Below are 18,890 nucleotides of genomic sequence, written 5' to 3' on the forward strand. Positions count from 1 at the left end.
TAAATTACAGAATTTGCTGAAGTAGTTCCTCACTAACGTCATCGTTAATTTCAGATTGGCCGATGGCTGTCGGTAAAATAAAACGTAGCTTACCAGCTAAGTTCTTCTTATCACGACGCATATGGCAGATAAACTCTTCAAAACCCATATTTTCTGGCGCCACTAAAGGTAAGTCAAACGCAAAAAGCAGGGTTTCAATGCGACGAAGATCTGACACTTCAAGCAAATTCATTGCGACTGCCAGTTTAGCAGCAAGTACCATGCCAGTAGCAACCGCTTCGCCATGCAACCATTTACCATAACCTTGGTCTGCTTCAATGGCATGCCCAAAAGTATGCCCTAAATTTAATAATGCTCGCACACCTGATTCAGTTTCGTCGGCCGCAACAATATCAGCTTTGCACTGACAGCAACGTTCGATCATATGCGCTAAGGTATCGCTGTCACCGGCCTTAATTGAGTCTATGTTCTGCTCTAGCCAAGTAAAAAACTCACCATCACCTAAGATGCCATATTTAATCACTTCGGCAATACCGGCATTAAATTCACGCACAGGTAAGCTTGATAAGGTTAACAGATCAATAATAACTGCTTTCGGCTGATAGAAAGCACCGATCATATTCTTACCTAAAGGGTGATTAACTGCAGTTTTTCCGCCAACAGAGGAGTCTACTTGCGATAATACTGTGGTTGGCACTTGAATAAAATCAATACCACGTTGATAACATGCAGCAGCAAAGCCTGTTATATCGCCAATAACACCGCCACCAAGTGCAATCAAGGTGGTATCTCGACCGTGATTGCCAGCTAATAAGTGTGACATTATGCGTTCAAAATTCGCTAAGCTTTTTTCCGCTTCCCCATCAGGTAAGATAACTTCATCGACATCATAGCGTTCTAAGTTCTTTTTTAACGCATCGCAGTAAAGTGGTGAAACGATATCATTTGAGACAATACAAACACGTTTACTGCGGATGTGACGAGACAGCAGCTCACTATTGGATAGTAGTCCACTGTCGATATAGATTGGATAACTGCGACTGCCAAGTTCAACCTGAAGTGTGGTCATGCAAGTACCGTTTAAAAGTCCAGACGTTCGACTATTTTACTTGCCACAACTTTGGCACTTTGATCATCCGTTTGCACAATAACATCGGCAATTTCTTCATATAACGGATTACGCTCAACGGCCAAGTTTTCAAGTACTTTTCTTGGTTCTTCATCGGTTTGTAATAGAGGACGACGTCTATCTCTTTGGGTACGCGCGACTTGCTTATCAATTGTTGTTTCTAGATAAACCACAATACCGCGAGCGGATAAGCGATTACGAACTTGGTTGCTGATCACTGATCCGCCACCTGTCGCTAAAACAATACCTTGTTTTTCACTCAAGTCTTCAATAACTGATTCTTCTCTTTTGCGAAAGCCTTCTTCGCCTTCAAGATCAAAAACCCACGCGATATCGGCACCGGTGCGACGTTCAATTTCTTGGTCCGAATCAAAAAACTCTAGATGTAGCTTATCTGCTAATTCTCTACCAATGGTGCTTTTGCCTGCGCCCATAGGGCCTACAAGGAAAATGTTACGTTTTTCTGCCATTAGATTAATTAATACTCGTTTTATTTATTACGTGAACAGGTAAGAGGGAACCTCCCTCGAAAATTTCAAGGGCGCAATTATCGCAATTGTTGGGTACAAATTGCAAGCATGTAAGTTGAAAACACCAACTTACATGCAAATTATCTTAAAATCTTTCAGTAACTATGCGTGGTGTAACAAAAATTAATAACTCTTTTTTCTCATTAAAGTTGCTACTATTTCTAAACATCCAACCAAAATAAGGGATATCACCTAAAACAGGAACCTTAGAAACTGAACTAATTATTTGTTGTTGATAAATACCACCTAATACAATCGTTTCGCCATTATTGACCAAAACTTGCGTACCAATTCTTTGGGTATCAATTGCTGGCGCCGTACCGTTAGTAACATCCGAGACGGTATCTTGCGTAACCACAAGGTCCAAAATAATCCTATCATCCGGAGTAATATGCGGTGTTACTGTCAAACTTAATACCGCTTTTTTAAATTGAGTTGATGTCGCCCCACTGGAAGCGGCTTCTTGATATGGGATTTCAACACCTTGTTCAATGTAGGCTTCTTTTTGATTAGCCGTGGTAATGCGCGGGCTGGCGATAATTTCACCTTTATTTTCTTTTTCCATGGCACTTAATTCAAGGTCAAGAATAGTACCATCAGCAAGTCGCGCCACTTGAAACGCTATACTGCCTGCAGGGTTCGCCACAGGCAAGTTCACGTTTAATCGATCTTCTAAAGATGGTGCGGTGCCGCCGTTAGCGCTATTTGTGGCACCTAAAGAACCAGAAGTAGCTGAATCACTGCCAGTATCCGTTACGCCCCAACGAATACCTAGTTCTTCATTAATATTATCTTTTACCGTAACCATACGCGATTCAATAATTACCTGACGTACAGGAATATCAAGGACAGACACCATCCGCTTAATATCTTCAATGCTATTAGCGGTATCACGAATTAGCAGTGTGTTCGTACGCTCATCGACACTAACGCTGCCACGATCAGATAAAATACTGTTTTCTTCATTTTTAATTAACGAGGCAAATTCTGCGGCTTTGGCATAGTTGACTTGCACATATTCAGAATATAGCGGCGCTAACTCTTCAACCTGTTGTTGTGCCTGTAAATCACGGGCTTCACGCGCAGCCAATTCATCGCTTGGGGCAACCATTAAAATATTGCCTTCCATGCGTTTGTCTAAACCTTTAACTTTTAGAATAATATCTAGCGCTTGATCCCAAGGAACACCATCTAATCTCAAGGTAATATTGCCGGTAACCGTATCACTAGTCACTAAATTAAAACCATTATAATCAGCGATAATTTGCAGCACAGTACGTACCGATATATCTTGGAAATTTAATGAAATAGCGCGACCATTAAAGTCTTCTTTATCATCAAGGTAACCAAGCTCTTTGGCTTTTGCCGAGACCGTGAGTGAAAAGACATCATTTAATTGTTGGTGGCTGAATTCAAAAGCGCCATTAATATCAACAACCAAGCGCGCATTGCGGCCCTCTTTGAAAGTTTCAATCCCAGAAACAAGCGTACCAAAGTCGGTAACATCTAATTTGTAAATGTAATCTTCTAAGATTTCGGTGTTATGAAATTCAATATAAAGCTTGCCAAGTTTATCACTAACATCAACGGCAACTTTACTATCAATAAGCTTCACTAAAAGTTGGCCTTCATTTTGTTGGCCGCGCTTAAAATCAATATTATCAATCTGATTAATAAAACCACTGCCCAGTGGGATAAGTTGTGTGACGTTTTTGCTTACTTCTCCAGTATTCAGAGTTAAAGCAAAACGATTGTTAGTCTGACTAACATCAAAAATTGATAAATGGTTTAAGTTTACCGTGGCAACAACTTTTCCAGCTAACTTTTGCACTTCAATGTTTTTAACGCCAGCATGATCAACTAGCGTTGAGGCAATATTAGAGTTAAAACTGTCAGCATCAAATGTAATTTTAACTTGAGCCGGTGTCATTGATGTCGCAACTTCAGGCTGAATAACAATATCTTCGGCCAGTTCAAAAACGAGTTCGATTTCATTATTTTGAATAGTGTTATAAGAAATCCCTGTTAACTCATTTGCCGAAGAAAAAGTCGAAAATAAGCATAAAAAGGCAATTAGCGTTAAGTTAACTTTATTGCAGTGTGTCATAAGATTTTTAATTTTCATTTTTTTAATTAACAACATTATTTCCTTTGCCCCTCTGCACTTGTCTCAGTCATGGCAACAACAGTTTCACGTTCCACCCAACAACCAGCGCCATCTGGGATTAATTCCAACACTTTTACATTATCCTGACTTACCGCAGTAATACGACCATGAAATAAGCCAACATAACTACCAACAGCCACTCGGTGTAAAGTTCTATCAGAGGCTTCAACTAAGGCCCACGTAACTCCTAGCTCCCCCAAAGTACCACGCATTACCAAGTCACTAAGTGAAAACTTTTCTAGTGGTTGCTTTCTGCGTCGAGGATCAGGGCTTAAACATCCAGACATTTGCTGGATTTTTTCTTGTATTGCTTCCGGTTTTGGTGCATCAAACGGGCTTCTTAGTGTTTGGGCGGAATAATCAAAATGATCAAACACCGTAACAGTAGGCATAGGTGCTATGGTACTACTCGCATTGGCCTGCACATTGGCGATATGTACTTTTAAATCACTCGTATCGTCAAAACACCCTGTCAAAACGAAAACGGCTACTAAAATAAGTTTTTTCATTATTCTGCCGCCTCCCGGTAACGATATGTTTTAGCTTGCAGTTTTAATTTTAACTCTCCAGGACTTTTACCTTTTAGACTGATATCAAAATTATGCAAAGTCACAATTCTTGGCAAACCGGCGATTCGGCTAACAAACTGACCAAATTCGTGATAGTTGCCAATAACTTCAATATCTATCGGCAATTCAATATAAATTTCTTGTTCTATTTCTGGTTGCCAATTCAGTTTGACAAAATCTAAGCCTGTGGTTGTGCCAACAAAGGTAATATCATCAAGCAGGCCAGGAGTTTCATGACTTTCAGGTAAGCTTTTTAATTGATTGGCAAACATAGATTCAGCTTCGATCATTTGTTGCTCGAATAATTCTAAGTTTGCGGCAATATGATACTTGGCTTGATATTGCTGCTTTAAGGTTGTTTCTTCTGCCGTCACCCGTTCCAAGGCTTTAATTTGGTTGCTGATCATCAGCGCATAACCTAAACCTAGCACTAATACCACGATAAATACTGATAATAAAATTTTTGCGGCTTTTGGCCATTGACTTATATTATCTAATTCTAAACCACTAAATTGCTCCATAAACTCCGATAAATCAAAATTCATTATGGTGCCCCCTGTGCTGCAGAGTCATTAAGGTTTATCAAACCTTTTATGCGCACACGCATTTTAAAGTCGCTTAATAATTTACTTCTGGCATCGTTAGACGTTATTGACTCTAGCACCGCATCATCAAATAAATCTGAGCGTTCAATTTCTCGGATCATATTCGCCAAGTGATTGTTGGATTCACTTTTTCCGATAATATTTAAACTGTTATCTTGTTTTTCTAAGCGGGTTAAATAAATGCCGTTAGGTACAACTTTTGCTATTTCGTCTAATACTTGCGTACCGACATTACGGCTTCGTTGCAATTGCTCAACAACACTGGTGCGTTTTTCTAGCTCTTTTTTCTTCTCATTTAATGATTTAATTTTTTCGATACGTAAATCTAGTGTTTGAATTTCATTTTTCAAAAATTGATTACGAGCATTTTGGCCGTCAACACGCATTTGATAAAACTGGTTAACTAAGAAAACCACCGCAAACGCACTCAAAGCCACAGCAGTTAAGGCACTGAAGAAAGCTCGTTGTTTCGCTTTTTCAGCTTCCTCTCGCCATGGTAATAGGTTTATATATGCCATGGAACAAAACTCCTTAAGGCTAAGCCGGCCGCAACCATAAAACGAGGAGCTGTCTGAGCTAACTCCTCTTGATTCACACTGCTCGATATTTCCATACCCTCAAATGGGTTAGCAATAACCGTATGAATGCCCAATTCTTCTGTTAGTAATTGTTCAACCCCCTCAACCAGTGCGCTACCACCAGAAATAACAAGGTAATCTATTCTTTCTTTACCGCTAGTGGTTAAAAACATTTGAATTGCTCGGCGAATTTGTTGCACTAAAATAGTATGGAAAGGCGCCAACACCTCAAAGGTATAATTGGGTGGTAAATCATCACTTAACTTGGCTAATTCCGCCTCTTCAAATGATTTATTGTAATAAGATACGATTGAACGTGTATATTGTTCGCCACCAAATAACTGGTCACGGCTATAAATATGATTGCCCGCTTCATTCACCGAGAATAAAGTCATTGTTGCACCAATATCGACGGTTGCAACAACTTTATCGGCGGCATCATCTGGTAATTGTGCCAAGGTTAAATCATAACCTCGGCTGATGGCATAAGATTCTACGTCAATGACTTTAGTATCAAAGCCCCCTGCTTCCAATGCGGCAACACGAGCCTCGACGGATTCTGTTCTTGCCGCGCTGAGTAAAACATTAATTTTACTGGGGTCCGATTCATTAATGTCTAACGATTCAAAATCTAAACTCACTTCATCAAGCGGATAAGGAATTAAACTGTCTGCTTCAATTTCTATTTGGCTTGCCAGCTCTTGCTCGCTTAACGCAACATCCATATAAATGATTTTAGTGATTACGGTTTGTCCTGAGACTGCCGATGCGGCGTGACTAATAGATGAAGAGATTTTTTTTCGAATTTTTGCGACTACTTTACCAACAGCATCGATGTCTTGAATTTCCCTATCAACGATGGCGCCGCGAGGCATAGGTTCAATAGCGATAGTTTCGAGAACATAGCCGTTATCATTCTGATTTAATAAAACAGCTTTAATAGAATGTGAGCCGATATCAACCCCAACCATTAGCGAGGCTTTCTTTTTCCATAAACTACTTAACATAGAACCCTACTAGAACTTTTTATTATAATAATATTAGGCATAAAATTCGTATAAATACATTTATTACATGCTTTTACACGATATACTAGTACTATTACACCTATTTTTTAACTTTTATTGAGCATTTTTTTGTGTTTTCTATAAAAAAACTATTCAAAGCCACAGCATTATTGATATTTATCGGAATTTTAGCACTGACCGGTATTTACCTATCAATGCGTTCAAGTTTGCCTAGCGTAGATTCACTTCGCGACTTGCAATGGCAAACGCCGATGCAAATATTTAGTGCTGATGGCAAACTCATTTCTCAATTTGGTGAAAAAAAGCGTATTCCTTTGACCTTAGAAGAAATGCCACAGCAATTAATCAACGCGGTATTGGCGACTGAAGATGATAGGTTTTACCTTCATTTTGGCGTAGATCCTATTGGGATGGGGCGCGCGGTTATCGGTCAACTCATGGGGCAAAATAAAGGCGGCGCAAGTACCATAACCATGCAAGTTGCCCGAAACTTTTTTCTCACTAGAGAACAAACCTACGTACGAAAAATTCGTGAAATATTTATTTCATTCCATATCGAGAGCTTACTGACGAAAGATGAGATCCTCTCACTTTATATGAACAAAATATCACTCGGTCATCGCTCATTTGGTTTTGGTGCTGCGGCACAAGTTTATTACGGAAAAGACGTTAACGACTTAACATTAGCGCAAATTGCCGTATTAGCAGGATTACCAAAAGCCCCTTCAACAATGAACCCGATAAGCCGCCCTTTGCGTGCTAAAAATCGCCGAGCCGTTGTATTACAGCGTATGTATGTTGCCGGCTATATCGATTCAGAACAATTATCTATTGCTAATTCAGCTCCAATAACCGCTAAAAAACACGGTGCTGAGATTGAACTGGACGCTCCCTATATTGCGGAAATGGCACACCAAGAAATGATTGAGCGCTTCGGTAAAGAGGCAGCATATACCGGCGGTTATAAGGTATTCACTACCGTACCATCAAAACTGCAACAAGCCGCAAAACAGGCGGTTATTAATAATATTTTTTCCTACGATCAACGTCACGGCTATCGAGGTCCAATCGCCTCGTTGCGTCCCGATAGTGACTTAACTGCTAGCACTGACAACTCGACCATAGCTAATGAAATAGCACCGTTGAGTGAAGAAGAAATACAACAAGCATTAAGCGACATAAAAAGTTATCAATCATTAGTGCCCGCCGTGGTAACGCAGGTCAATGAGCAATCTATATCAGTCAAGCTAAAAGACCAAACAGCAATTGAAATAAACTGGCAGGGATTATCGTGGGCAAGAGCCTATTTGAACGATGATAAACAAGCCGCAGCACCTAAAGTGGCGCAGGATATTGTTCGAATTGGGGATGTCGTGATGATAGCACCAACAGATGTTGGCTATCGTTTGAGTCAGTTACCTGATGTCAGCTCGGCATTGATTTCATTAGCAACAGATAATGGTGCTATAAAGGCAGCCGTTGGTGGTTTTAGTTTTAAACAAAGCCAATTTAATCGAGTCACTCAGGCTAAACGCCAAGTTGGCTCCAATATTAAGCCTTTTATTTATTCGGCGGCATTGGATAATGGCTATACTTTGGCATCGATTATCAACGATACACCGATAAACCAATGGGACAGAAGTACGGGTGTGGTTTGGCGCCCTAAAAATTCACCACCGGTATATAACGGCGAGATTCGTCTTCGCTTAGCCTTAGCTCAATCTAAAAACGTTATCGCTGTGCGCTTATTAAGAGACGTAGGTTTAGATAAAGTCATCCCTTACTTGGCGTCATTTGGCTTTGATCCCGATGGCCTACCTCGCAATGAATCATTAGCATTAGGCTCAGCATCGTTGACGCCGTTAGAAGTCGCGACAGGTTTTGCCACGTTTGCCAATGGTGGCTTTTTGATTGAGCCCTATTTGATTGAGCGTATTGAAGACTCTTTCGGCAAGGTATTATTTCAAGCGAACCCCGCTATCGCTTGCGATGATTGCGAGCTATTCGACAGCGATGAAAGTACAGCCTCTATTGATGAAGCCGCAAGCCAAACTTTTGCCAATAGGCAACTTGATGCCGAAAGCCCCACTAAAGTCATCAATAAGGCGGAGCGTGTTATCAGCGCTCAAAACGCCTTCTTAATTACTGAAGCGCTTAATTCTGCTATTTGGGGGGCTGATTGGAATATAAAACCATTTTGGCAAGGCACTGGATTTCGTGGCCGCGCCCTAAAACGAAAAGACATTGCCGGTAAAACCGGTACCACCAACCAAGCAAAAGATGCTTGGTTTTCCGGTTATAGTCGCAGACTAGTCACTACATCATGGATCGGTTTCGACAACCCCAGCCGCAATTTAGGTCAAACAACTTACAACAGCAACTTAGATAAAGAGCAAATAACCGGTAAAGAGTTCGGGGCAAAATCAGCTCAGCCAGCTTGGATAAGCTTTATGAAAACCGCATTGGCCGAATTACCGATAGAGCCATTTGAACAACCCGAGGCATTAATGTCGGTAAGAATTGATAAAGTTTCTGGCAAGCTAACCACCAAAACGGATAAATCGAGCCGCTTTGAGTACTTTGAATTAGGCTCAGCACCAACAGAATACATCAGCCAAGATCACAGTAGCGAAATATTAGATGGCAATAATAGTGATGACGATTCAGACGATGAGATATTCGACTAACCCCAAAAAGTTTCGTTAGAAAACTCTGCGAATGATAATCTTGCTATCATTCGCAATATTTTTGCAGAAAATTTGATATTTTTTTCAATCAATACATTTCATTTACACTTATATTTTTCTGACCATATGGTCAACCAACACAATACGATAAGTCGCTATATAGTAAAGACTTTTCATTTTTATCATCGAAATTCGTTATCCAAGAAATCGATAACAAATTAATATCTTATTAGTCTTCTATTTCAAATTCTTGAAAGTCCCTCTGAAAACTTTCACAACGAAAGAAAAAAAACTTTCGTTTTACCTCATGATCACCTAAAATTGCGCCCTCAATCGGAATACCGAAACTAATCATTAAAAATCGTCATACTTTTAGGAGCGAATTCGCTATGGCAGCTTTAGAAAACTCAATCGATTTATCTTCATACGGCATCACAGACGTTGCTGAGGTTGTTTACAATCCGTCTTATGAGTTACTTTTTGCTGAGGAAACAAAATCTGATCTCTCAGGTTATGATAAAGGTGTTGTTACCGAACTCGGCGCAGTTTCTGTCGATACCGGTATATTTACCGGTCGTTCACCTAAAGATAAGTATATCGTTCGTGACGATACTACGCGTGATACGGTGTGGTGGTCTGATCAAGGCAAAAATGACAACAAACCTATGACTCAAGAAACTTGGGAAAGCTTAAAAGGTTTAGTTACCACACAATTATCAGGCCAACGCTTATTTGTTGTTGATACCTTCTGTGGTGCCGATGATGCCACACGCTTAAAAGTACGTTTTATTACTGAAGTAGCATGGCAAGCACACTTTGTTAAAAACATGTTTATTCGCCCAACTGATGCCGAATTGGAGAATTACGAACCAGATTTCATCGTAATGAATGGTGCGAAAACCACCAATCCAAACTGGCAAGAGCAAGGTTTAAATTCTGAAAATTTTGTTGCCTTTAACTTAACCGAGAAAATGCAGCTTATTGGCGGAACTTGGTACGGCGGCGAAATGAAGAAAGGCATGTTCTCTATGATGAACTACTTATTGCCTTTAAAAGGCATTGCCTCAATGCATTGTAGCGCTAACGTTGGTGCAGATGGCGACACTGCGGTATTTTTCGGCTTATCAGGTACTGGTAAAACAACATTATCTACCGACCCTAAACGCCAACTAATTGGTGACGATGAACATGGTTGGGACGAAAACGGTGTCTTTAACTTTGAAGGTGGTTGTTACGCAAAAACCATTAATCTTAGCAAAGAAAATGAACCCGATATCTATAATGCTATCCGTCGCGATGCATTATTAGAAAACGTAACCGTTGATGAAAATGGTAAAATTGATTTTGATGATAATTCAAAAACTGAAAACACCCGTGTTTCATACCCAATTCACCATATTGATAATATCGTTAAGCCGGTATCTCGTGCCGGGCATGCGAAAAAAGTTATCTTCTTAACGGCTGATGCTTTTGGTGTTTTACCGCCAGTTGCCAAACTGACTCCAGAGCAAACAGAATACTACTTCTTATCAGGTTTCACTGCCAAGTTAGCCGGTACTGAGCGTGGTATTACTGAGCCAACACCAACATTCTCAAGTTGTTTTGGTGCGGCATTCTTAAGCTTACACCCAACACAGTATGCAGAAGTTTTACGTAAACGTATGCAAGCTGCGGGTGCTGAAGCCTACTTAGTAAACACAGGTTGGAATGGCACAGGTAAACGTATTTCTATCAAAGATACTCGCGCAATTATTGACGCTATTTTAGATGGCTCAATTGATAATGCTGAGACCCAAGTACTTCCGCTATTTAACTTAGACATTCCAACGAGTATTGAAGGTGTTGATGACAGTATTCTTGACCCACGTGATACTTACACTGAACAAGCAGAATGGCACAGCAAAGCAGTTGACTTAGCAAATCGTTTTGTAAGCAACTTTGATAAGTTCACTGATACTGACAATGGTAAATCTTTAGTGGCTGCAGGTCCTAAAGTTTAATCAGCAACTGCAATTTCGATAAAAATATTCATTCATAAAAAAGCCGTCGTATTCACGACGGCTTTTTAATATCTTAAATAACTTTAACACCGATAAGCAAAACCATAGATGTTATTTACAATAACATCACTATTTTAATCATGGCTAATTGGTAAGCACACTTTTGCTCTTAAACCACCTTCGCCTCTATTAGAGAGCTCAACTCGGCCACTATGGGTATCAACAATACGCTTGATAATCGCTAATCCTAAACCGCTACCTTCTGTGCCCCTTGCTTTATCACCTTGGGTAAAAGGTTGAAACAGTCTTTCAATATCAACATCAGGGATACCGGGCCCTTCATCGCAAACACAAAAACAAATTTCTCTTCTTAATTTATCGTGATGAGTTGAAACGACAATTTTACCATCACTATAGCGTAAGGCATTTTGAATTAAATTCGCTAACGCCCGTTTCATAGCTACATAGCGCAGCGGCAGCTTTGGTAACGGTTCAGCATTAAACTCAATATTACGTTCCAATATACTTTCTGATTGCACAACCTCTTCTATCAAGACATTGATGTCAGCGAGCTCTGCTTTGTCTTTACTATCATGGCGAATATAGTCAATAAATTGATCAATGATGGTATTCATATCATCGATATCACCTTCAATGCCATCTTTTAAGAACTCATCTTGCTGCGAAATCATCTCCGATGCTAATCGAATACGTGTCAGCGGTGTCCGTAAGTCATGAGAGATCCCTGCCATTAACAAGTTTCTATCGTCTTCAAGTTGCTTTATGCCTTTGGACATATGATTAAAAGCTCGAGTTACCGCTACGATTTCAGTTGTACCCCGTTCGCTTAAAGGTTCAGGAAAATCACCACGGCCAACATCATGAGCAGCATTTTGCAGTGCACCTAAAGGCCGATTTAATTGTCGAACAAAAAGCCAACCGCCCATAACACTTAGGATACCTAAGATCATCAACACTAAAATCAAGGGCGAAAAGTTCTCTTCTTCTAAGCCATTAATTGGAATTTTAACCCAATAATCAGGAGCTTGTGGTGGCCTTATCCAAAACAAGTATTCATCTCCTTGTGAAATACGTACTTCGGCAGGACCACCCAATAGGTTGGACATTTCAGCGGAACGAAAGGCATAATACACCGCTTGTTCTAAGCCAAGCTTCATAGCTGCAGCTTCTCGATATACACCAATTCCGGTTTCACGAGTAAAAGCGTCTCCCATCGCAGGACTTAACTCTTCGTCAGCAATATCAATAAAAACAACACGCACTTGTTTCGCCAATAATTGGTTCACTTGCTGTGCGTTAGGTTGGATGATATATATCGACATTGATATAAATGAAACAACCTGGTTAATTAATAGCAAGACACCAATTAATAGTACCGTTTGCCCAAACGCACTGCGCGGCAGTATTTTCATAGACTTCTACTAGGTAGGATTCATTTCAAATTTAACTATAGAGATCAGGCAACTGACTTCCCTTCAGGCACAAAAACATAACCGAGTCCCCAAACCGTTTGAATATAACGAGGCTTAGCCGGATCTTCTTCTAGCATGCGGCGCAAACGCGAAACTTGCACATCAATACTGCGTTCTAAAGCAGAATAGTCACGGCCACGCGCTAAATTCATAAGTTTATCACGTGATAATGGCTCTCTTGGGTGTGTGATCAAAGCTTTCAATACCGCAAACTCACCACTGGTCAGTGGCATATTCACGTCACCTTTAAGCATTTCACGGGTTGCAAGGTTTAATTGATAATCACCAAAGGAAATAACATTTTCTTCTTGCGCTGGTGCACCAGGTGCCTCTTGAACACGGCGACGTAATACCGCTTTAATCCGAGCCAAGAGTTCACGAGGATTAAAAGGTTTTGGCATATAATCGTCTGCACCAAGCTCTAAACCAATAATGCGGTCAACTTCATCACCCTTGGCAGTTAGCATAACAATGGGAATATCATTGGAGTTTTGTCGCAAACGGCGACAAATAGACAAACCGTCTTCTCCTGGTAACATGAGGTCGAGCACCAACAAATGAAAATTCTCTCGTTCTAGCAATCGATCCATTTGTTCAGAGTTTGCCGCGCTACGCACCACAAATCCTTGTTCTACTAAATACCGTTCTAGTAATGCTCGCAAACGCATATCATCGTCTACTACCAAAACTTTCGGTGTTTCATGTCCCATAATGCCTATTCCATTGTTTTATTTTTTTAACTTAGCTTAACTATAAGTCATATTGTTATAAATATAAAAACCTGTTCTGTGTCAGTTTCCTAGCATTTGTTACAAATTATGTTAACTGTGAATATTGCTAAGATATAGGATTATATAAAGTTTTCGAATTTTTCAAGTATTTATCGACAATTTAGTAACAAATACCCACAAATAAAGCAATTGTGTTTAAAAAACAAACGTAGAACAAGTTGATGTTAAAGAAATGTTATACACTGGCAATACTTACATTAGATTTGTTATGTGGGAGAATGGTGGTATGAAAATTTGGCTTCACTTTCACAGAGCACCTATTCGTGTTTTGCTTATCAGCAAAAAGCGTAATCATGTGCGTCTAAAAAGAAGCATGCTAAAAATTAAAATAGCATTAGCTCAAGAGAAGGTTGAAACCAAGGAAATGCTAAGTATATATAAACGCTATACCAAGCGTCGAGCAAGCGCTGAAGAAATGCGCATTGCCAATCAGCAATTTATCGATATATTAAAAGGGCTTGGTATCGGTGTCTTCGCAATTTTGCCTTTTTCCCCCATCACCATTCCTATTATGATAAAAGTTGCCCGGATGGTTGGTGTTGAGATCCTTCCCAGTTCATTTGTTGATGACAAAAACACCGAGAAATAGCGTTATTTACTTTAAGTATCCTATTGCTTGATCTGTCACACACTGTGTAAAACTTTTTTGCCGCTCAACCCGAGAAAGCGCTGCAATAGCTTTGGTTACTAAGATCATTTTTTGTTGTTTTTCTGGTAACGATAATGCCGAGAGTTGTTCATGAAAGCAGCCCTTTAAACCATAATTTAGTGCTAGATCAGATTTAACTGATGCACCATCTAAACAGGTAATGAGCTTTTCAGCCAATACATCTCGATCTAATTCAGTAATTAACGCTTTAATTGTTAACTGACTATCGGGCTCTAGGTCTTGCTGACAACTAAAATACATATCTGCAACAGCAACAATTGGGATCAACTTTTCATGTTGCTCGCCAAAGCGTGCTTTTAGCCATTGATCCATATTCGCCGATTGAGATTGTTCAGCTTTTACTGCGGCATTAACACCTAACAATAAAAAACTGTATGTGAATAAATAAATTACCAAGCTAAGTTTTGTTACTAAAAAATTTATTCTATTCATGTCACCCTCCCGATTTACGCCACTAGCTATCATATAAAAAGATATCATCTGTGTCTGTAAGCAAATGTTTAAAAACAGTTTGTAATGGTCAAAGCTAAACCGTAAATTTACTTTGCTACAAGACATAGCCGTGTTTAAATAACCAATAGATAAAGAACATTGATGGCGTAATTAACATTTTGAACATAAAAACTATCCTACTTTTAATCATCTCTCTGATGATCGCCAGCCCCTCCTTCGCTATGCAAACAGCTAAACTGGATACCTTGGAATTATTAACCAAAAAGCTACAAACCCATGCCGGCAATGTTATCTATATCGATTTTTGGTCTTCTTGGTGTGTCCCTTGCCGAAAGTCATTTCCATGGATGAATAAATTACAAGATAAATATAGCCAACAAGGGCTAACAATAATCAGTATTAATTTGGATCATGATCGTAACTTGGCAAACAAGTTTTTAGAGCAGAGCCCCGCGGTATTTCCAATTATTTATGACCCTAAGGGCCATATTGCGAGAAAATATAAACTTAAGGGCATGCCAAGCAGTTTTATAATTGACCGAACGGGTCGTCTTGTTAGTGCTCATGTCGGCTTTAATAAGCAAAAAAGCTTAGCTTATGAACAAGAAATTATTCGCCTTTTAACGCAACCGACCACTATTCAAAGTCCATAACATTTTTCGACTTTACTTATACGTACCGAGAAGTTTTTATACCATTGCTCACGGCCAAGTTTTTGTGCAACCATATGTTGGCTATTTTGTTTCCAACATCGAATGTCAGCTAAACTCCGCCAATAAGAAACGGTAATGCCGATATCTTCCCGAGCTGATTCCATTCCTAAAAAGCCTACTTGCTGTTGCGCAAGCTCCACCATAAGCTCAGCCATATCATGATAGCCGTCATGGTTATCATTCATTGCTGAGCTAAATATTACCGCGTAATATGGCGGTGTTGGTGTTTCAGCAAGTAAACTTTTCATTCTATCGTTTCATTTAACCTAAGTTTTAACTACTTAGGTTGTATCATATGTACATCGCGTTGCGGGAACGGGATAGTAATACCTTCGCGATCAAATGCCAGTTTCACCTCTTCAATCACCCCGAAATACACTGGCCAATAATTTTCAGAATTAGTCCAAGGGCGAACAAGCAAGTTCACTGAACTATCAGCATGTGCCGAAACAAAAATATCAGCGCTCGGTGATTTTAAAATACGTTCATCCGCATCAATAACGCTTTGTAATACCGCTTTCGCTTTCTTAATATCATCGCCATAACTGATACCAAAGGTTAAATCTACGCGGCGAGTCGGCTCAACAAAAATATTTTTAACGCAACCATTTGATAATAAACCATTTGGAATAATCACCCGTTGGTTATCTAAGGTTAGCAATACGGTATTGAAAATTTGAATTTCTTGCACCACACCAACATAGCCTTGCGCGTCGATAACATCTCCCGCCTTAAAAGGTTTAAAGAACAAGATTAATATACCACCAGCAAAATTAGATAAACTCCCTTGCAGCGCTAAACCAACCGCTAAACCTGCAGCACCTAATACCGCAATTAAGGAAGTCGTTTCAACCCCAACCATAGAGGCAAAAATAATGATCAATATAGCCTTGAGCATGATGCCGACAATACTGATTAAAAATTGATGCAGGGTAAGTTCTACATTTTTCTTCTGCATTGCCAAATCAAATAGTTTCAATATACGCTTAACAATCCAAAGTCCGACGATCAAGACAATAATAGCGACGAGTAATTTAGTGCCAAACTGCACGGCTAAATCCCCTAACATAGTGGCATACCTTTCTAAGGTGCTAACATTCATTTCCATAATTTATTCCTGTTTATTGTTATAGTGCAAATAGTAAAACTTATTGCTTTCATCAGTATAGCTATGGTCTTCTATATTTTACATATAAAAAAAGCGAGCTATAAAGCTCGCTTTTTCAATTTCAGACATATGCTCTAGAAGCTATATTTATATCCTAAAGTTACACTGCGAGGTTTACCTACCATAATAGAACCATGTGTGCGTGTTGCCATGTATTCTTTATCTAATAAGTTATCAACATTGAAGGTAATTTCTTGATTGTCTGCAATAGTATAATGGGCGGCCATATCAACAACCGTGCGGCTATCAATAGCTTCATCTGCTATCAAGCTGCCTTGACCTGCGGTAGTGCGCATTTCATCCATATAGCGCACTAAAATATCACTACGCCATTTTTCACCAACCAAACCAACAGTCAATTGCAATTGATTTTCTGGCACATAAGGTAATTCAAAGCCCGCTTCAACGTTACCCCAAGTATCTAAACCTGATTCAAATGAATTTTGGAACTCGGTTTCCGTAAAGGTGTAAGTTAAGCCAACCGGAATAACTACCGAACCGGCAGCAAACTCATAACCTGCTTTGGCTTCTAAACCCGAAACTTTTACTTCACCAGCATTGTATTGATCACCTACATTTTCTTCATCACAACCTTGGCTAGCCGTACAGTTACCGTGCATGTTATCGTAGTCAGAGTAGAAAAATAATGCCTCTGCACTCAATGTATCTTGATTAAAACGTAAACCTAATTCGTAGTTAATACTTTCTTCATTTTCAGCTTTGTCGTTACCTGGTGCTGGTGGCGCAAAACCTTTTTGTACGCCGCCGATAATAACTAAATCATTATTTACACGGTAAGTTACTGCTAATGATGGCAATAAAACATCGACGTCATTGCTGATATCTTTGGTTGTTGGTTCGTTACGGTCAATAATACCTTTCCATTCTTTACGAGAAATAGTCATATCTTCATAACGTAAGCCCGCATTGAAAATAAAATCACCAAAGGTATATTCATCATGAACAAATAAAGCAATCGCTTCAGCTGAATCAATACGATTAGAATCAGCCCCATGAATACCCGCTTCAGTTAAGGTCATTTCGTAAGCCGAGTTATCTAGCGTATATTTATCAACCCATTGGAAGCGATCCATTTCATCTTCATGATAACGGGCACCAAATTTAACTTGATGAGCACCAAAATCCGCATCTAAAACTGTTTGAAGACCTTGTGAAAGATAGTCACGACTATTGGCTTTTACATCAACGCTAATTTCATCATTGGTAAATGAACCGTTATCAAATGCAGCTGCATCGTCAATACCACCACTGCTCAGGCTATTGCCATTAACTTTGCTGGTTTTATACCAGTTACGACTAAACTCATTATAGTAAGCAGTTGTGCCTAGCGTAAAACGATCAGATAACTTGATGTGATGGTTAATTTGCAACTGTTTATGACTGGTATCCATGTTATCAAGTTGAGACGCCGAATAACGTGAATATGGATCAGATTTAAAATCAGCTTCCGTTAACCCCATATAAGTTTCATCTGAATCTTCATCTGAATACTTTAATTTGAATTCTAGCTCTTGATAGTATTTGGCATCATTATCGCTGTTGATCATCACTTTAGCCATGATGTCATTTTTAACAAATCCAGTATCATCACCGGTGTGATTTACATCTTTAAAGCCATCAGCTTGGTAACGGAATACTTCAAATACTGACGATACATTTTGACCGGCACCACCAACATAAGCGTGTGCTTTGCCAAATCCGTCTTCGCCCGCGCTTAAATTAACTTGCCCTGCTAACGCTTGTTCTGGAATGGTACGAGATAGCATGTTAACCACACCACCAGTTGTGCGAGGGCCATACATAGCACTTGACGTACCTTTTAATACTTCAACTTGTTGCATACGGCCTGCGGTTGGAAAGTAGTATGCCGATGGTGCTGAATAAGGAGCAGGAGCCGCTAAAACACCATCTTCCATAATGGTGACTTTTTCACTACGGTTTTGTCCGGTGCCACGCATACCAATATTCGGACGTAAGCCGTAACCGTCTTCTTCCAATACATAAACACCTGGCACAGATGTTAGCGTGCGCATAATATCGGTAAAATCGAATTTCTCTAACTCTGCTTGAGAAATCATATGTGCACTACCCGGCACATCATTAACGGCCTGAGCGCTACCAAAAATAGCTAAGTGCTCCATATCATCATCTGCAATAGCAGAACTGGAAATAGCACTAACAACAGATAAAGCAATGAACGCGGGTTGGTAAAGAGAAGAGATTCGCATAGCTACGCCTATAAAAGAAACAATTATTTTAATTGCGCGCATTAGACCACGAGACTAAAC

The 18,890-nt window shown here is 39.7% G+C and carries 17 protein-coding genes; 4 read left to right on the forward strand and 13 right to left on the reverse strand.

What is annotated here, in order from left to right:
• Positions 1 to 4: 4 nt before the first annotated feature.
• The 7 genes from aroB to AC27JP_RS16175 form a co-directional block, all read right to left on the reverse strand.
• On the reverse strand, positions 5 to 1,069 hold the full coding sequence (gene aroB, locus AC27JP_RS16145; RefSeq protein ID WP_487116897.1) for a 3-dehydroquinate synthase: 1,065 nt from the start codon (positions 1,067 to 1,069) through the stop codon (positions 5 to 7).
• 11 nt (positions 1,070 to 1,080) lie between these two features.
• Complete coding sequence (aroK, locus tag AC27JP_RS16150) at positions 1,081 to 1,599, reverse strand: shikimate kinase AroK (RefSeq protein ID WP_487082390.1); 519 nt, start codon at positions 1,597 to 1,599, stop codon at positions 1,081 to 1,083.
• Between the two features lie 145 nt (positions 1,600 to 1,744).
• Positions 1,745 to 3,802: a type IV pilus secretin PilQ gene (locus tag AC27JP_RS16155; protein ID WP_487116899.1), complete on the reverse strand. Its 2,058-nt coding sequence runs from the start codon at positions 3,800 to 3,802 to the stop codon at positions 1,745 to 1,747.
• Positions 3,802 to 4,335 carry a pilus assembly protein PilP gene (locus tag AC27JP_RS16160; protein ID WP_487116901.1) on the reverse strand — a complete coding sequence of 178 codons (534 nt, stop codon included), beginning with the start codon at positions 4,333 to 4,335 and terminating at the stop codon, positions 3,802 to 3,804. The genes AC27JP_RS16155 and AC27JP_RS16160 overlap by 1 nt, the downstream gene beginning before the upstream one ends.
• Positions 4,335 to 4,940: a type IV pilus inner membrane component PilO gene (locus AC27JP_RS16165; RefSeq protein ID WP_487116903.1), complete on the reverse strand. Its 606-nt coding sequence runs from the start codon at positions 4,938 to 4,940 to the stop codon at positions 4,335 to 4,337. The genes AC27JP_RS16160 and AC27JP_RS16165 overlap by 1 nt, the downstream gene beginning before the upstream one ends.
• The gene (locus tag AC27JP_RS16170; protein ID WP_487116905.1) at positions 4,940 to 5,518 is read right to left on the reverse strand and encodes a PilN domain-containing protein; all 579 of its coding nucleotides are present in this window, start codon (positions 5,516 to 5,518) and stop codon (positions 4,940 to 4,942) included. The genes AC27JP_RS16165 and AC27JP_RS16170 overlap by 1 nt, the downstream gene beginning before the upstream one ends.
• A complete protein-coding gene (locus AC27JP_RS16175) occupies positions 5,506 to 6,585 on the reverse strand; it encodes a pilus assembly protein PilM (protein WP_487116907.1) in 1,080 nt (359 codons plus the stop codon). Before AC27JP_RS16175 ends, AC27JP_RS16170 begins: the two co-directional genes overlap by 13 nt.
• 131 nt (positions 6,586 to 6,716) lie before the next feature.
• On the opposite strand from AC27JP_RS16175, the gene AC27JP_RS16180 reads away from it, so the two are divergent.
• Positions 6,717 to 9,293: a penicillin-binding protein 1A gene (locus tag AC27JP_RS16180; protein ID WP_487116909.1), complete on the forward strand. Its 2,577-nt coding sequence runs from the start codon at positions 6,717 to 6,719 to the stop codon at positions 9,291 to 9,293.
• A gap of 389 nt (positions 9,294 to 9,682) precedes the next feature.
• Positions 9,683 to 11,293, forward strand: a complete 1,611-nt coding sequence (pckA, locus tag AC27JP_RS16185) for a phosphoenolpyruvate carboxykinase (ATP) (RefSeq protein WP_487116911.1) — start codon at positions 9,683 to 9,685, stop codon at positions 11,291 to 11,293.
• Positions 11,294 to 11,427: 134 nt separating this feature from the next.
• Here the strand turns inward: pckA and envZ are convergent, their stop codons facing one another.
• Together envZ and ompR are read right to left on the reverse strand one after the other, a co-directional pair.
• Positions 11,428 to 12,726: a two-component system sensor histidine kinase EnvZ gene (envZ, locus tag AC27JP_RS16190; RefSeq protein ID WP_487116913.1), complete on the reverse strand. Its 1,299-nt coding sequence runs from the start codon at positions 12,724 to 12,726 to the stop codon at positions 11,428 to 11,430.
• A gap of 44 nt (positions 12,727 to 12,770) precedes the next feature.
• Entirely contained in the window at positions 12,771 to 13,496 is a 726-nt protein-coding gene (ompR, locus tag AC27JP_RS16195; RefSeq protein WP_487116915.1) for an osmolarity response regulator transcription factor OmpR, read from the reverse strand.
• A 307-nt stretch (positions 13,497 to 13,803) separates the two neighbouring features.
• Between ompR and AC27JP_RS16200 the strand changes: the two genes are divergently transcribed.
• Positions 13,804 to 14,166 (forward strand): hypothetical protein, encoded by a 363-nt coding sequence (locus tag AC27JP_RS16200; RefSeq protein ID WP_487116917.1) that lies wholly within the window; start codon positions 13,804 to 13,806, stop codon positions 14,164 to 14,166.
• 6 nt (positions 14,167 to 14,172) lie between these two features.
• Here AC27JP_RS16200 and AC27JP_RS16205 read toward each other — a convergent pair whose 3' ends face one another.
• Positions 14,173 to 14,679, reverse strand: a complete 507-nt coding sequence (locus AC27JP_RS16205; RefSeq protein ID WP_487116919.1) for a hypothetical protein — start codon at positions 14,677 to 14,679, stop codon at positions 14,173 to 14,175.
• 242 nt (positions 14,680 to 14,921) lie between these two features.
• Here AC27JP_RS16205 and AC27JP_RS16210 point away from each other — a divergent pair, with 242 nt between their 5' ends.
• Positions 14,922 to 15,353 carry a TlpA disulfide reductase family protein gene (locus AC27JP_RS16210; RefSeq protein ID WP_487117011.1) on the forward strand — a complete coding sequence of 144 codons (432 nt, stop codon included), beginning with the start codon at positions 14,922 to 14,924 and terminating at the stop codon, positions 15,351 to 15,353.
• On the opposite strand, the gene AC27JP_RS16215 is transcribed toward AC27JP_RS16210, so the two are convergent.
• The 3 genes from AC27JP_RS16215 to AC27JP_RS16225 all read right to left on the reverse strand — a co-directional run bounded on the left by AC27JP_RS16215 (position 15,341) and on the right by AC27JP_RS16225 (position 18,830).
• Entirely contained in the window at positions 15,341 to 15,661 is a 321-nt protein-coding gene (locus AC27JP_RS16215; protein ID WP_487116921.1) for an antibiotic biosynthesis monooxygenase family protein, read from the reverse strand. The genes AC27JP_RS16210 and AC27JP_RS16215 overlap by 13 nt on opposite strands.
• Before the next feature lie 29 nt (positions 15,662 to 15,690).
• Positions 15,691 to 16,521 carry a mechanosensitive ion channel family protein gene (locus AC27JP_RS16220; RefSeq protein WP_487116923.1) on the reverse strand — a complete coding sequence of 277 codons (831 nt, stop codon included), beginning with the start codon at positions 16,519 to 16,521 and terminating at the stop codon, positions 15,691 to 15,693.
• Positions 16,522 to 16,655: 134 nt separating this feature from the next.
• Positions 16,656 to 18,830, reverse strand: coding sequence for a TonB-dependent receptor family protein (locus AC27JP_RS16225; RefSeq protein WP_487116925.1), 2,175 nt, complete (start codon positions 18,828 to 18,830; stop codon positions 16,656 to 16,658).
• Between the last annotated feature and the right edge of the window lie 60 nt (positions 18,831 to 18,890).

It is taken from the genome of Colwellia sp. SU-HH01172 (genome assembly GCF_057553355.1).